The following is a 13,394-nucleotide window of genomic DNA, read 5'->3' as shown; positions in this document are numbered from 1 at the left end:
TCCTCCGCCGAGACCCCTAGGACCGTCCATGCGATCCCTCCGTACAAGAGCGACCCTGGCCGCGGCGGTCGCCGCCGCCACCGCCGCGACCCTCCTCGTGCCGGGCAGCTCCGGCGCCACCACCCCCGCGGCCGCGGCCGACCCGGACATCCCCGAGGTCTGCGCCGAACGGCGCCCCGAACCCGCCGACCCCGGCGCGTACGGCATGCAGCTGGACGGGACCTTCCGTCACCCCTTCCTCACGCCGGTCGACGAAGGGGACGAGCACTCCTTCCCGGGCCGCAACAAGGAGTACGACACCCGCTCGTACATCAGGAACATGAAGGTCGAAGCCGCCTACGAGGGGGCGGACTTCACCCCCGACCCGTTCCACACCTGGCAGAACATCGTCGACTTCGACGGCCGGCGCTACATGTTCCAGTACGACCGTTCCGAGGGCCGCGTCTACGACATCACCGACGTGAAGAAGGTGAAGGTCGTCGAGAGGATGAGCCGCCAGGACGTGGGAGGCGACGAGAGGAGGGCGAACGGCACCTGGGCGGCCAACGACTACTGGGGCGCCTCCACCATCCAGTGGAACAGGAGGCTCGGCGCGTACGTCATGGTCCAGAGCTTCGAGGACAAGCGGCAGATCTCGGAACTCACCGACGACCCGGCGCACGACAAGTACAACAACCCGGAGGGCGTCAGGAAGCTGCGCGAGAAGCCCGGGCTCAAGGGCTTCAAGGTCTTCCGCCTGGACGGCCCGCGCAAGAAGGACTGGAAGCTCCTCGCGACCGTCTCCACCGACGCCACCCAGAAGGACCCCCTCAGGAGCGACCCCGACTCGGCGCAGCAGGGCTCCGGTTCCCTCGACACGCCGTACTGGACCGGCGAGCGGTACATGTTCGTCGCGACGGCGCCCGACGACACGTACTCCCGCACCGAGTACCCCACCAACCTCCACTCGGCCGGCTACCAGTCGTGGGACATGGCCGACCCGGCCCACCCGAAGCTCCTCGACACCTGGCACCTGCCGGGCCAGCGCACCGGCGAGGACGCGGCCTACCGGAAGAACCCGCGCTGCGGCAACCGCACCAGCTGGATGGGCGCGCGCATGCCGCTGTTCGTCCCCAAGCCGGTGGAGAAGGGCGGGCGTTACGCCTTCGCCGCCATGGGCGGCTACGGACTGACGGTCCTCGACATCTCGAACCCGGCCGACCTGAGGACGGTCGGCCACCTGGACCTGCCGCCGTCCGTCGCGGGCACCGAGGGCGACAACATCGACGTCTCGCAGTACGAGCGGACGGGGATGATCTACTACTCCGGCTACCCGCTCACCGAGGACTGTTACGAGCCGTACAAGGACGTCTACCAGATCGACGCCAAGGACCCGAAGAACCCCCGCGTCGTCGGCGTCCTGCCCCGTCCGACCCCGCCCCCGTCCGCCGGCATCACCGACTACTGCCAGCGCCGCGGCAGCTTCGGCCCCAAGCGCACCGGCTCCTACACCAACCCGGGCCGGCACACCCCGGGCGTGCTCGGCTACGGCTTCTACAACGCGGGCGTGCAGTTCTTCGACGTCTCCGACCCCGCCGCCCCGAAGATCGACGCCTACTTCGTCCCGAAGGCGTACGGCGCCGGGACCCCGGACTACGCGTACGGCAACCAGACCCACGGCGTGTACGTGGAGTGGGACCGCAACATCGCCTGGGTGCTGACCAACCACGGCATCTACGCGCTGTCCTCCCCGAAGGTGCTGGGCAGGCCCGACCTGAACCGGCCCGAGAAGCCCTTCCGCACCAGCGAGTTCTGAGTCCGCGTGCGCTGAGCCGACCCGCCGGAGCCCGGTGCTCCGAGCCGGCAGGGGCGGCGACACGAGCCGCCGCCCCTCTTCCGCACACCCCCGTGCACGCGCGTGCACGCCCTCGGCGCGCAGCCGCGCCCCCTCCCCCGCCCGCGCGCTCGCCCGCGCCCTCGCGCCGCCGCGCCGACGCCCACCGCCACGCCCGCATCCGTACAGAAGGACACCGCCATGGCCGCTCCGGAAAGACCCGCCCAGGCTCCCGTCTCCCCTCCCGCCCCGACCGGTGAACCGGCGAAGGGCTCGGGCCTCGTCCGCTCCCTCACCCCCCGCCAGACCACCATGATCGGCCTGGGCTCCGCGCTCGGCACCGGCCTGTTCCTCGGCTCCGGGTCGGCGATATCCGCCGCGGGCCCCGCGGTGATCGTCTCGTACGCGATCGGGGCCGTACTCGTCGCGATCATCGCGGTGCTGCTCGGCGAGATGTCCGCCGCACACCCGGTGCAGGGCTCGTTCGGCGCCGTCGCGCACACCTACCTCGGCCCGTGGGCCGGCTTCGTGACGCGCTGGATGTACTGGTTCAGCGCGGTCGTCGTCATCGGTACGGAGGTCGTCGCCTCCGCGCTCTACATCCGCTGGTGGTGGCCCGGCGTGCCCATGTCGGCGGCCATCCTCGCGATCGCGGTGGTGGTGCTCGCGGTCAACATCATCAACGTGAAGTCCTTCGGCACCACCGAGTTCTGGCTCTCCACCATCAAGGTGACCGCGCTGTGCGCGTTCATCCTGTGCGCGGCGCTCCTCGTCCTCTTCGGCCTCCCGGACACCGGGGCGACCGGCTTCGCCCATCTCACCGACGACGGCGGGTTCGTGCCGCACGGAGCGAAGTCCGTCTGGATCGCCATGTCCGTCGTGATGTTCGCGTACGCCGGCTTCGAGGTCGTCGCCATCGCGTCGGCCGAGGCCACCGACCCGCAGCGCAGCATCCGCACCGCGATGCGCCAACTGGCCTGGCGGCTCAGCGTCTTCTACGTCCTGGCGATCACCCTGGTCGTGGCGCTGATCCCGTGGCGGCGCCTGGCGGCGGGGGACGGCAGCGTCGAGGCGAGTCCGTTCGTGCGGGTCTTCTCCGACGTCGGTGTGCCCGCCGCGGCGACGCTCACCAACCTCGTGGTGCTCATCGCGGCCGTCTCCGCCGCCAACGCCCACCTGTACGGCGCCTCCCGGCTCCTGCACTCCCTCGGCGACGACGGGCTGGCCCCGGCCCCCCTGGCCCGCCTCACCTCGCGCGGCGTCCCGGCCACGGCCCTGGCCGCCTCCACCCTCGGCATCGCGGCCGCCGCGCTGCTCGCCTTCTACGACGTCGGCGGCATCTTCGGCATCCTGATGTCGATCGCGCTCTTCGCGGTGCTGCTCGTCTGGCTGCTGATCCTCGCCTCGTACGTGGCCTTCCGCCGCCACCGGGACGCGCATCCCGCCGAGTTCACGGGCTTCAGCATCCCGGGAGGCAGCAAGCTCGCGGTCGTGGCCGGGCTCGGGGTGCTGGCCGTCGCCGCCACCGCGGTCGAGGTTCCGGACATGCGGCAGGCGGCCGGCATCGGTCTCGCCTTCACCGTCGTCCTGCTCGCCTGCTACGCGCTGACCGCGTTCCGCCGGGCACGACGGCCGTAGGGAGACTCCGGGACGGGGTCCGGCCGCCGGATAGCCGGAGAGCCGGAGGAAGGGTGCGCGCACCGGTCGGCAGGCTCCCGGGCCTGCCGGCCGGTGCCCGCCCGTCCGGGCCCGCTCGCCCCGCCCCTCCGCCCGCCTCAGGTCCGGGCGTACCAGCCGTCCGCGCCGCCGCCCTCCGACGGGTCGTACGACTGGTGCAGTCCGAGCAGCGCGGCCACCAGCCGCGGGTCCCAGCTTCCGTCGCGGACCCGGTACTCGTCCGCGACCCCCCGGAAGACGAGGTGCGCCCGGCGCGACGAGTCCCGCCAGATCACCCTGCGCGGCTTGCCGAAGGCGTCGTCACCCTCACCGAGCAGGGACAGGATCAGCCACACCAGGCTCACGGGCAGGCCGACGGGCCACCACACCGCCCACCAGAACAGACGGCCTCGGAAGCCGCGCACGGCGTGTCCGGTCACCGACTCGACGGTCCAGCGCGCCCGGGCACCGCGCAGGGCGCGTCCGCGCCGGTACGTGATCCGGCCCAGCGGGGCGCCGTACGGGTCGTCGACGCGGTAGACGGCGGGGCGCCCGCCGACGCCCGAGCCGGTCTGCTCGGTCGACACCCGGGCGATCGCGGTCCGCCCCTCGCCGACGACGTCGAAGGTGCGGGCGGAGGGGTGCGCGGCGCCCGCGTGAGCGTCGGGCACGCGGCAGAGGAGCCCGACGGCGGTGTCCCCGTCCCGTCCCGCGCCGTCGTCGTGGCGGACGACGACCGGCCAGGACGTCCCGTACCGCACGTTGTACGTCGTCCGCCCCTGGGCCACGCTCGGTCCTTCCCCCGCGTCGCCCGACGGCGACGAATTCCGGCCGTCATGCTCTCATTCGCGGTGCGGGGACCAGACGGGCGGGGCGCTCGAGATCAGGACGAAGGAGTGGCCGCCCGGGTCGGTGTAGCGGCGCAGGTCCGTGCGCCGGTCGGTCCGGGTCCCGTCCTGCTCGGCCGCAACGGGCCGCGCTCCGAGCGACACCGCCTCGCGCTCCGCCTCGTCGAGTCCGTCCGGGGCCACGAGGATCTGCAGGTGCGCCTGCTGGGAGTCCTCGGGGCGGGGCCAGCTCGGCGGCGCCTGGCCGAGGTCGCGGCGGATTCCCAGCACCACGCCGGAATGGCCGGAGACGAGCAGCAGGTCGTGGTCGCCGGGAGCGGGATCCACGGTGGCGCCGAGCAGGGTCGCGTAGAACCGCGCGAGGGGTTCCGGATCGGTGGAGTCGAGCACGAGGACGCACGTCTTGGGAACGGTCATGCCTTCCGTCTGCCCCCCGGGTCCGCAACCAAGCCCGGCGGAGCGTGCGGGGTGGCGGGCGAGCCCGATCGGCCGCCTTCCGGACGGCGCCGCGTCCGCGGCCTGTTGGCGCCACCGCGCGGCACCCCTCACCGCGCTCTCCCGGAAGGTCGGACTCCGGCGACCCCGTGGCGCGCCGTCCGGGGGCTCCCACTATGTTGATCTTGAGTAGGCCGCATGGCCTCATCGAGACATCACGGGGGTGGGTCCCATCACGGACACCGGAGGCGCACTGCGCCCACTGACGGCGGCGGAACCGCGCGAACTGGCCGGCTACCGGCTGCTGGCCGGGCTCGGCGAGGGTGGGATGGGAACCGTCTACCTCTCCCGCACCCGGGGCAACCAGCCCGTCGCGCTGAAGATGATCCGGCGCGAGTACGCGGGCGACGCCGAGTTCCGGCGCAGGTTCCAGCAGGAGGTCGCGGCCGCTCAGCAGGTGCGGGGCTACCACCTGGTGCCCGTCGTCGACCACGACAGCGAAGGTGAACAGCCCTGGCTCGCCTCCGCCTACGTACCGGGGGTTCCGCTCGACGAGGCGCTGGACGCCCACGGGCCGCTGCCCCTGATCACCACGCTCCAGCTCGTCGGCTGCGTCGCCCGTGGCCTGGAAGCCGTCCACGCGGCCGGAGTCGTGCACCGCGACCTCAAGCCCGGCAACATCCTGCTCGGCACCGACGGGCCCTGGGTCATCGACTTCGGCATCGCCCGGGCCGCCGAGTCCACCCGCCTCACGCGCAGCGGCGGCTTCATCGGCACACCGCAGTTCATGTCGCCGGAGCACGGCATGGGTGAGCCGCTCACCCCCGCCACCGACGTCTTCTCGCTCGGTCTGATCGCCGCCGTGACGGCCACCGGCCGACACCCGTACGGCTCCGGCGGCGCGCTCACCGTCGCCACCCAGATCGCCAACACCGCGCTGCGCCCGCCGGAACTCTCCGGCTACCCGGACGTCCTGCGGACGCTCCTCGAACGCTGCCTCGCCGCCGATCCGGCGGCCCGCCCCGCCCCGGCGGAGCTGGCGCAGCTGTGCGAGCGGGCCTCCGGCCGCTCCACCCGCGACTTCGACGGCTGGCTGCCCGCCGCCGTCACGGCCGCCGTCGACGCGCGGGGGGCCACCGTGCGCCACCTCCTCGCCGAGGACACCACTCCCCCGCCGCCCCATCGGCCCGCCGCCACCTACGTACCGACGCAGACCGGCGACGCGCCCCACCAGGCGCCCACCCGGACGGCCCCGCCGCGCCCCGGCACCCCGCCGCCGCCCGCCCCTCCCGCCGGGCCGCCCACCGGATCGGTCCCGCCGAGGGCGGGCGGGAAGCGGCGCCTGGTGCCGCTCGCCGTCACCGCCGTGGCCCTCGTCGTCGCGGCCGGCACGGCCTGGTCGCTGTACGGCGACACGGAGTACGGCTCCGGCAAGGAGGCCCAGAAGCCCTCGCGGACCGCGACCTCCGCACCGCCGGCCGACACCCCGCCCGGAAGCCAGGGCACGCCGGGGGCGCAGGACCAGCCGAAGTCCCCCACCCCGGCGCCGAAGACGTACGAACTCGTCTTCAAGGAACGTCCGTTGTCGATCAGCTCCCCGGGCAACGTGGCCGTCACCGTCGACATGGACGTGCCCAAGGTGAATCCCCGGGGCAAGATCGGCGCGAAGGCCGACGAGATCCAGTACATCTACCAGTACCTGACCTTCCGCACGCCCACCGCGAAGAGTCCCGGAAGCACGCCGGAGGTCTGCCGCCAGTCGGTGGACAGCGTCCCGCTCCCCGCCGAGCTGCCGAACAGCGATCTGGCCGAGGGGAAGGCCCTCAAGAAGGGCGACCTGCTGTGCACGGTCACCTCCGACGGCAACCTGGCCATGCTCCGCCTCACCGACGTCATCGCCTCGGGCGAGACGTTCCACCCGCCGAGCTACACGGGACTGCTGACCGTGTGGAAGCCGCCCGCCGAGTGAGGGCTCGGTAGTTCGCGGCCGGCCGGGCTCGCGTACGTGGGCCCGGCCCGGTCGGTGGGCGTCCACACGGTGCACCGCGTCCGACCGTCGACGCGTTCCCGCGCCCGCGAGGGCGGCCGCCCGGCCCCCGGGCGGTCAGGGAGCCGTCGCGCCGGAGACCGCCGCGTCGACGGAGGCGTACGTCACGCCGTGGTCGGCCAGCGCCTCCGCGACGACCCCGCCGGTCATGGTGAGCGCCAGCAGGAGGTGCTCGTCGCCGATCTCCCGGTCCTTGCGGGCCAACGCCACCCGGAGGGACTGCTCCAGGACGGTCTTGGCCTCCCGCGAGAAGGACGGGCGGCCCTTCCACCATCCGGAGTCCTTGCGGTCACCGGCCAGCGCGCCCTCGCCGTGGGTCTCCTCCACGCGCGCCACGATCGCGCCGACGTCGATGCCGAGGTCGGCGAGGGCGCTCGCGTCGGCCCGTGACAGTCCGGCCCGGCGGCGGGCGTCCGCCAGGGCGGCCACCAGGGACGGGCGGCTCGCGGGCGGGCACAAGGTGCGCAGGGCGACCGCGGCCCGGGTGTCCTCCCGGTCGAGCAGGGCCAGCAGCAGGTGCTCCTTGGTGACGACGGTCGAGCCGCTCCGTTCCGCGTGCTCGACCGCCCCCTTCACCACGGCACGTGCGGCTTTCGTGAACCGTTCGAACATCACTGCCTCCCGTACTTCTTGTGGACGGCCTGTCGGCTGACTCCGAGCTCGGTCGCGATCTCCTGCCACGACCAGCCCTGGTTGCGCGCGCTGCGCACCTGGACGGCTTCCAGCTGTTCCAGCAGTCGCCGCAGCGCGGAGACGGCCCGCAGTCCGACCCGGGGGTCGCGGTCGCCCGCTCGCGCGGCGAGATCGGTCGCATCGGTCATGACGTCAACCTACGTTGACACCTCCCGGCGTGTCAACCTTGATTGACAGCCGGGAGCGTCCGGCGGGGCACGGAGCAGCGGCCGTGCCGGGGGCACGGAAGACGGGGCGAATGAAGGCGAGGAGGTGGGGCAGGCGGAGGACGAACACACAAGGACGGGTGGACGGCGGTGAACGGCTCGTCCTCCCCCAACCGAAGGAGTTGTTCCCGCGTGACTGAGCAGCCGTGGAGCTACCGCTCGACCTCCGGCCACCTCGCCGGAGCCGTGCTGGCCGGGTACAAGGTCGAGGCGACGGACGGCAGCATCGGCAAGGTCGACAAGCACTCCGACGTCGTGGACGACGCCTATCTGGTGGTCGACACCGGCGTCTGGATCTTCGGCAAGGAGGTCCTCCTGCCCGCCGGCCTCGTGTCCCGCATCGACGCGGAGGAGCGGAAGATCTACGTCGACGCCTCCCGGGAGCAGGTGAAGAAGTCCCCCGAGTTCCACCGGGAGCCGCACCTGGGCGACGCCACCTACCGCCAGCACCTCGGTCTCTACTACGGCCCCGGCGGCCCGCTCGCCTGACGCGCGCGTACCGGCAGGGGTGCGGGCCCGGACATCCGATGTCCGGGCCCGCACCCCTTTCCGTACGCGGTCGGGATCAGCAGCTGATGGTGCCCCTGCGGATCGCGTGCCCGCCGGTGTTGCTGTCGTCGGCCCAGTACACGGGCTTGGTCCCGCCGACGCACTCGTCGGCCCCGGCCGGCGCGAAGCCCTCGTTGTTGAGGTCGGCCATGCCGCTGGGACGCTCGTACACGGCGGCGAGGGCGAAGACGCCGGTGGCGCCGATCCTCATGGTCCGGTGGCGGCCGCCGCAGGTGTCGTCGCAGACCACCCAGAGCCGGGCGGCCTGCGGCTCCCACTGGAGCTCCATCACGCCGGACAGGCCACTGGCGATCGTGGCGACACGGGTGGCGGCGCCACTGTCCTGGAGGACGTATCCGTAGACCGTTCCGGTGCCTTCGACCCCGAGGAAGAAGACGCCGCCGGTGTGGGCGGCGTACCGGCTCGGGTCGTAGGCCAGGCCGGTCGACTCGTCCTTGAAGCCGGCCGCGACGAGGGTCGCGTCGGGGATCCAGGTGATCGCCTCGAAGCCGAGGTTGGAGCCCACGGCCGGCAGGCCGGCGGTCAGGTTCCACTCCTTCGTGGCGGTCAGGCCGCTGCCCGTGCCGGTGCCGACCTCGTAGCGCAGGACGGACAGGCGGCTGGTGCCGGAGGCGTCACCGTTGCGCTCCGTCGCGACGTACGCGCCGCCCGCCGCACCGGCGGCCGTCAGGGTGACGGCCTCGCCGTCGGGGCTGCCGGAGCCACCGGGGTAGCGCAGGGTCTTTCCGGAGGTCCAGCCGTTGGTGGTGTCGGGCCGCCAGCCGCCGGCGCCGTCCCGGACCAGCCGCCACAGCTTGCCGGAGTTCTGGGCGCCCCACAGCACGGAGCCCTCCTGGTACAGGCCGCTGAGGTCCTCGCCGAAGACGTCGGATCCGTCGGCCGTCGCCACGGAGCCGCCGCCGGGCCAGGCGACCGGGCTCGTCCCGCCGCCCCCGCCGGTGCCGCAGTCGTTCGGCGCGCCGAGCGTCAGGGCCGCCTTGCCGAAGGCGCCGGTTCCGTCCGGGCACCGCGACCAGGACGGGGCGGAGTGGCCGGTCCAGCCGAAGCTGTCGACCAGGGTGCTGCCGCCGGGCAGGTAGAGGCGGGCCTTGTCGCTGGAACCGAGGCCGAACGCCGCGTCCACGTCGAACGCGCGGACCGCCCCCGGGGCCAGCGTCGTCCCGGCCGGCACCGTGAACTTCGAGCTGTTGTTGTCGTCCTTGAGGATCCACCCCGAGACGTCGACCGTGGCCGTGCCCTTGTTGAACAGCTCGATCGAGTCGTCGACGCTGCCGGTCGTCACCACCTCGTTGATACGGATGTCGTCGGCCGGAGCGGCGAGCGCCACGGGCGCGAGCAGCGTCGCGGCGGCGGCCAGGGCGGAGCCGACGACCGCCAGGCGGAGAGGGGTGAGGCCGAGAGGGGCGAGGCGACGACGCCCACGGGGAGCGCGTACTTCGGGCACGGTGTTGTCCGTCCTGAGGAGAGTGGTGGCGGGGCGACCTGAGACTCACGTCCGACGCCGAACGGCGGTCGGCTTCGGACCGGTCGTCACATGAACGCGTGTCGAACTGCAGGTCGCACGCCGCCATCCGTGTGAGGGAGTGCCCGGCGTCGCGATCGAGCCGTTCCGGGGGCGCGCCGCATGGGCCGCCGGACGGCGGGGCACCGATGCCCGGGTGCCCATCACAGACGAGACACAGCGCTTCACCTCCCTGTCGGAACGGCTGACCGGCTTCGACACGGTGGCCCTCGAGTCCACCGGGCTCGCCGAGGTGTACCGGACGGTCGCCGCGGAACAGCTCGGCGAGGAGCGGTACGCGCGGCTGCTGCGCGAACTGCGGGAGCCGGACGACACCATGGACGGCGAGCTGCGGGAGGCGGCGCGGTCGGTCACGTACCTCTGGTACACGGGCAGTTGGCCGGGGCCGCCGCCGATCGTCGTGTCCTCGCGCGCCTCCGCCGAGGGCCTGGTGTGGAAGGCGGCCGGGGTGAGACCCCCGGCCACGGCACCCGGAGGGTACGGGAGCTGGGCCGAGGCGGGCGGATCGTCGGGCCCCGAAGCCTTCGGGTCGGTCGACGCGGTCGGTGCGTCCGGAGGGTCCGGAGAGTCCGGAGAGTCCGGAGAGCCCGGCCCGGGCGGAGAGTCCGGCGCGGGCGGAGAGTCCGGCGCGGGCGGAGGGTCCGGCGCGTCCGGAGGGTCCGCCTCATCCGGCGCGGGCGGCCCGTCCGGAGCGTCCTCCCCGTCGGCCTCCGGCGGCGGGAGCGAGGGGGACCGCCGGTGACGCGGTACGACGTGATCGTCGTCGGCGCCGGTGTCGCGGGCTCGCTCGTCGCTCACCGGCTCGGTCTGAACGGCCGGCGGGTCCTGGTCCTGGAGGCGGGCGCGGCGGTCCCCGAGGCACACGAACCGGCCGATGTCGGGCCCGGCCCTCCCTACCGGCCCCATCCGGCCGCGCCCTGGCCCGAGGTGACGGACCTCGTCGGCACGGGCGGGCCCCCCGGCTTCCTCGCGGCCGGCCATCTGCGGCAGGACGGCCCGCTCCCGTACGCCAGCGGGTACGTCCGCGTCAACGGCGGCACCGGCAACGTCTGGACCGGCCTCGCGCCCCGCATGCTCCCGGAGGACTTCGACACGGAGCCCTTCGGGTACGGGCGGCGGTGGCCGCTCACGTACGACGAGCTCGAACCCCACTACCGCGCGGCGGAGGAGGAGTTGGGTGTGGCGGCCGACGCCGACGAACAGCGCGCGCACGTCGGTCTGCCCTTCCCCGACGACTACGTCTTCCCCATGCGGCCGCTGCCCGCCGCGCGTCTGGACCGGATCCTCGCGGCCCGCGTCGACGGGCGCCGCGTCAAGGACCCCGTCGCCCTCCACGAGGTCGAACTGAGGGTGGTCGGCACCCCGCACGCGCGCAACGGCGTCCCGGACCCGCACTACGACGGCGGCCGCGGCTACGTACCGCGTGGGCGCGACGGACGGCCGGACCCGCACAGCCGCTGCGTGGGCAACGCGAGCTGCATCCCGCACTGCCCCTCGTACGCGAAGTACACCCCGCTCAAGACGCAGGGCCGCTGGAGCACCACCGTCACGCTCCGGGACCGGTCCGTGGTGAGCCGCGTCCTCGTCGACGGGCGGAGGCGTGCCACGGGAGTGGAGTACCGCTCGTACGACGGGGCGGTGTCCGTGGCGCACGCCGACGCCGTCGTGCTGGCCGCGCACGCCGTGGAGAACGCCCGGCTGCTGCTCCTCTCCGGGCTCGCCGACCGCAGCGGCCAGCTCGGCCGCAATCTGATGGACCATCCGGTCCTGCTGACCTGGGGCCTGCTGCCCGAGGACACCGGGCCGTACCGGGGACCCGGCTCGGTGTCGGGCTTCGAGGGCTTCCGCGCCGGCCCGGCGCGGCGGCTCCGGGCCCCGTTCCGCGTCGAGTTCGGGACCTGGGGATGGATCTGGGCCAAGGGGCCCGTGGACACGGACGTGCGGCACTTCCTCAGGGAACGCGGCCTGTTCGGGGCGGAGTTGCGACGGGCTGTAGGGGACCGGGTCCGCCGTCAGTTCACCCTCCAGTTCGAGATGGAGCAGGGCGCCGACCCCTCGAACCGGGTCACCCTCCATCCGCGCGAGCGCGACGCCCTGGGTCTGCCGCGCCCGCTCGTCACGTACGACCTCGACGAGCACGTGAAGGAGGGGATGGTGGCGGCCCGCGCGGTCTCGGACCAGATCTTCGCGCTGCTCGGCGCCGAGGACCACACGGACTACGCGCCGGTGGAGGCCTGGCCGGGCCGGTTCGATCACCGCGGCCGTACGTACGGTTACCGCGGGGCGGGCCATGCCGCCGGCACCCACATCATGGGCGACTCCCCGGCCACGTCGGTGGTGGACGCCTGGCAGCGGTGCTGGGACCATCCCGGGCTCTACGCGGTCGGCTGCGGCAGCATGCCCTCGGTGGCCACCTCCAACCCGACGCTGACGATGGCCGCGCTCGCGCTGCGCAGCGCCGAGCGCGTCGAGGCCGACCTGGAACTCCGCGACCGCCCGGCGACCCTCGGTTCGCCACCGGGAGTCCCCGCGCCTCCGGCGCCCCCGGCACCCCCGGCACCCCCGGTGCACCGGACACCACCGACAGGCCCACGGCCGACCGAGCCCATCGAACACACCGAACACACCGAGCCCACCGAGCTGCCCGATGGGCCCGAGCTGCCCGAACCCATCGAGCCCACCGAGACGTCACCGACCCGAGGAGTCTCCGCATGACCGGCCCCCTGCCGCTGCCGCCCGTACCCGACCCCTTCCAACTGCCCTTCCACTACGGAGCCTTGCATCAGGTCGGCATCGACTGGCTGGTCGACGCGGCACCTGCCCACGAGCTGCTCGCCAAGCACCACCCGGATCTGACCGCCGCAACCTTCGAGGACGGTCGGGCGCTGGTCTCGCTCAACTACCAGCTGTACTTCGCGCAGTACGCGTTCGGCGGCGGCGTCACGCAGGAGATCGAGTTCAGCGTCATCGCGTTCCCGACGGCCGAGGCCGACCGCCTGCCACGCCTCACGTACGCCCAGTACGCGCAGGGCTGGGACCAGACGAAGCTGCTCGGCATCGCCCGTCTCCACGTCGTGTGCGACAACCCGTTCGCGATCAGCGCCGGGCGCGAGCTGTACGCGGAACCCAAGTCCCCCGGCTGGTTCGAGGTCGGCCTGCCGTCCCTCAACGGACCCGCGGGCGAGACCTGGACCGTACGCTGCAAGGCGGCCGCGATCGGACCGGACGACGCCCTGGAGAAGGGGCTCGGGCCCCTGCTCGACGTCACGGCGAAGCTGGACGGCCTCACGGGCACCGCCGCCAACTCCGCCCCGATCACGGGCTACGGGACCGACCGCGAGGGGCGCCTGCTCGCCGGTCCCATGAACGTCTACCAGCCCTACCGCTGGTACGACCTGGGAGCCCCCGAGCACTCCGGGCGGACGCGGCTGGAGGTCCACGCCCCGGACGGCGACCTCGGCCGCGACATCCGCGCCCTCCTCGCCGACGACACACCGGCGGTCGGCGCCTGGACGTACCAGTCGCCCCCGGTGGCGGCGCACAACCGGCCGTACTACCTGCCGACGGGGCCACGCCTCTGACGGCAGGGCCGCCCGGGGCCGAT

Annotated in this window: 12 protein-coding genes; 7 read left to right on the top strand and 5 right to left on the bottom strand. The window is 73.5% G+C overall.

Annotated features, from left to right (window positions below; all coding sequences use genetic code 11):
- The first annotated feature begins 28 nt into the window (after positions 1–28).
- Entirely contained in the window at positions 29–1,795 is a 1,767-nt protein-coding gene (locus ABT129_RS27590; protein WP_351906990.1) for an LVIVD repeat-containing protein, read from the top strand.
- 219 nt (positions 1,796–2,014) lie between these two features.
- The gene (locus ABT129_RS27585; RefSeq protein ID WP_351906988.1) at positions 2,015–3,451 is read left to right on the top strand and encodes an amino acid permease; all 1,437 of its coding nucleotides are present in this window, start codon (positions 2,015–2,017) and stop codon (positions 3,449–3,451) included.
- A gap of 137 nt (positions 3,452–3,588) precedes the next feature.
- Here the strand turns inward: ABT129_RS27585 and ABT129_RS27580 are convergent, their stop codons facing one another.
- Positions 3,589–4,257 carry a hypothetical protein gene (locus ABT129_RS27580; protein ID WP_351906986.1) on the bottom strand — a complete coding sequence of 223 codons (669 nt, stop codon included), beginning with the start codon at positions 4,255–4,257 and terminating at the stop codon, positions 3,589–3,591.
- 54 nt (positions 4,258–4,311) lie between these two features.
- Positions 4,312–4,734 carry a VOC family protein gene (locus tag ABT129_RS27575; RefSeq protein WP_351906984.1) on the bottom strand — a complete coding sequence of 141 codons (423 nt, stop codon included), beginning with the start codon at positions 4,732–4,734 and terminating at the stop codon, positions 4,312–4,314.
- 241 nt (positions 4,735–4,975) lie between these two features.
- On the opposite strand from ABT129_RS27575, the gene ABT129_RS27570 reads away from it, so the two are divergent.
- Positions 4,976–6,721, top strand: a complete 1,746-nt coding sequence (locus ABT129_RS27570) for a serine/threonine-protein kinase (RefSeq protein WP_351906982.1) — start codon at positions 4,976–4,978, stop codon at positions 6,719–6,721.
- A 135-nt stretch (positions 6,722–6,856) separates the two neighbouring features.
- Here ABT129_RS27570 and ABT129_RS27565 read toward each other — a convergent pair whose 3' ends face one another.
- Both ABT129_RS27565 and ABT129_RS27560 read right to left on the bottom strand, forming a co-directional pair.
- Positions 6,857–7,411, bottom strand: a complete 555-nt coding sequence (locus ABT129_RS27565) for a Clp protease N-terminal domain-containing protein (protein WP_351906980.1) — start codon at positions 7,409–7,411, stop codon at positions 6,857–6,859.
- A complete protein-coding gene (locus tag ABT129_RS27560; RefSeq protein ID WP_030315760.1) occupies positions 7,411–7,620 on the bottom strand; it encodes a helix-turn-helix domain-containing protein in 210 nt (69 codons plus the stop codon). Before ABT129_RS27560 ends, ABT129_RS27565 begins: the two co-directional genes overlap by 1 nt.
- 210 nt (positions 7,621–7,830) lie before the next feature.
- On the opposite strand from ABT129_RS27560, the gene ABT129_RS27555 reads away from it, so the two are divergent.
- The gene (locus tag ABT129_RS27555; RefSeq protein ID WP_351906978.1) at positions 7,831–8,187 is read left to right on the top strand and encodes a PRC-barrel domain-containing protein; all 357 of its coding nucleotides are present in this window, start codon (positions 7,831–7,833) and stop codon (positions 8,185–8,187) included.
- Positions 8,188–8,263: 76 nt separating this feature from the next.
- Here ABT129_RS27555 and ABT129_RS27550 read toward each other — a convergent pair whose 3' ends face one another.
- Positions 8,264–9,712, bottom strand: a complete 1,449-nt coding sequence (locus ABT129_RS27550; protein WP_502981930.1) for a lamin tail domain-containing protein — start codon at positions 9,710–9,712, stop codon at positions 8,264–8,266.
- Positions 9,713–9,926: 214 nt separating this feature from the next.
- Here ABT129_RS27550 and ABT129_RS27545 point away from each other — a divergent pair, with 214 nt between their 5' ends.
- The 3 genes from ABT129_RS27545 to ABT129_RS27535 are packed head-to-tail and all read left to right on the top strand — an operon-like array spanning position 9,927 to position 13,371.
- Positions 9,927–10,532 carry a hypothetical protein gene (locus ABT129_RS27545; RefSeq protein WP_351906976.1) on the top strand — a complete coding sequence of 202 codons (606 nt, stop codon included), beginning with the start codon at positions 9,927–9,929 and terminating at the stop codon, positions 10,530–10,532.
- On the top strand, positions 10,529–12,505 hold the full coding sequence (locus ABT129_RS27540) for a GMC family oxidoreductase (protein ID WP_351906974.1): 1,977 nt from the start codon (positions 10,529–10,531) through the stop codon (positions 12,503–12,505). The genes ABT129_RS27545 and ABT129_RS27540 overlap by 4 nt, the downstream gene beginning before the upstream one ends.
- Entirely contained in the window at positions 12,502–13,371 is an 870-nt protein-coding gene (locus ABT129_RS27535; protein ID WP_351906972.1) for a hypothetical protein, read from the top strand. The genes ABT129_RS27540 and ABT129_RS27535 overlap by 4 nt, the downstream gene beginning before the upstream one ends.
- Positions 13,372–13,394: the final 23 nt, after the last annotated feature.

The organism is Streptomyces sp. NPDC002057 (assembly GCF_040296665.1).
In the GTDB taxonomy this organism is placed as follows: Bacteria; Actinomycetota; Actinomycetes; order Streptomycetales; family Streptomycetaceae; genus Streptomyces.
This window is presented reverse-complemented; position numbering and strand designations above follow the sequence as displayed.

Coding starts and splice junctions, on each gene's coding strand:
- ABT129_RS27535 (WP_351906972.1), top strand. CDS start 12,502: ATGACCGGCCCCCTGCCGCTGCCGCCCGTACCCGACCCCTTCCAACTG.
- ABT129_RS27575 (WP_351906984.1), bottom strand. CDS start 4,734: ATGACCGTTCCCAAGACGTGCGTCCTCGTGCTCGACTCCACCGATCCG.
- ABT129_RS27585 (WP_351906988.1), top strand. CDS start 2,015: ATGGCCGCTCCGGAAAGACCCGCCCAGGCTCCCGTCTCCCCTCCCGCC.
- ABT129_RS27565 (WP_351906980.1), bottom strand. CDS start 7,411: ATGTTCGAACGGTTCACGAAAGCCGCACGTGCCGTGGTGAAGGGGGCG.
- ABT129_RS27590 (WP_351906990.1), top strand. CDS start 29: ATGCGATCCCTCCGTACAAGAGCGACCCTGGCCGCGGCGGTCGCCGCC.
- ABT129_RS27560 (WP_030315760.1), bottom strand. CDS start 7,620: ATGACCGATGCGACCGATCTCGCCGCGCGAGCGGGCGACCGCGACCCC.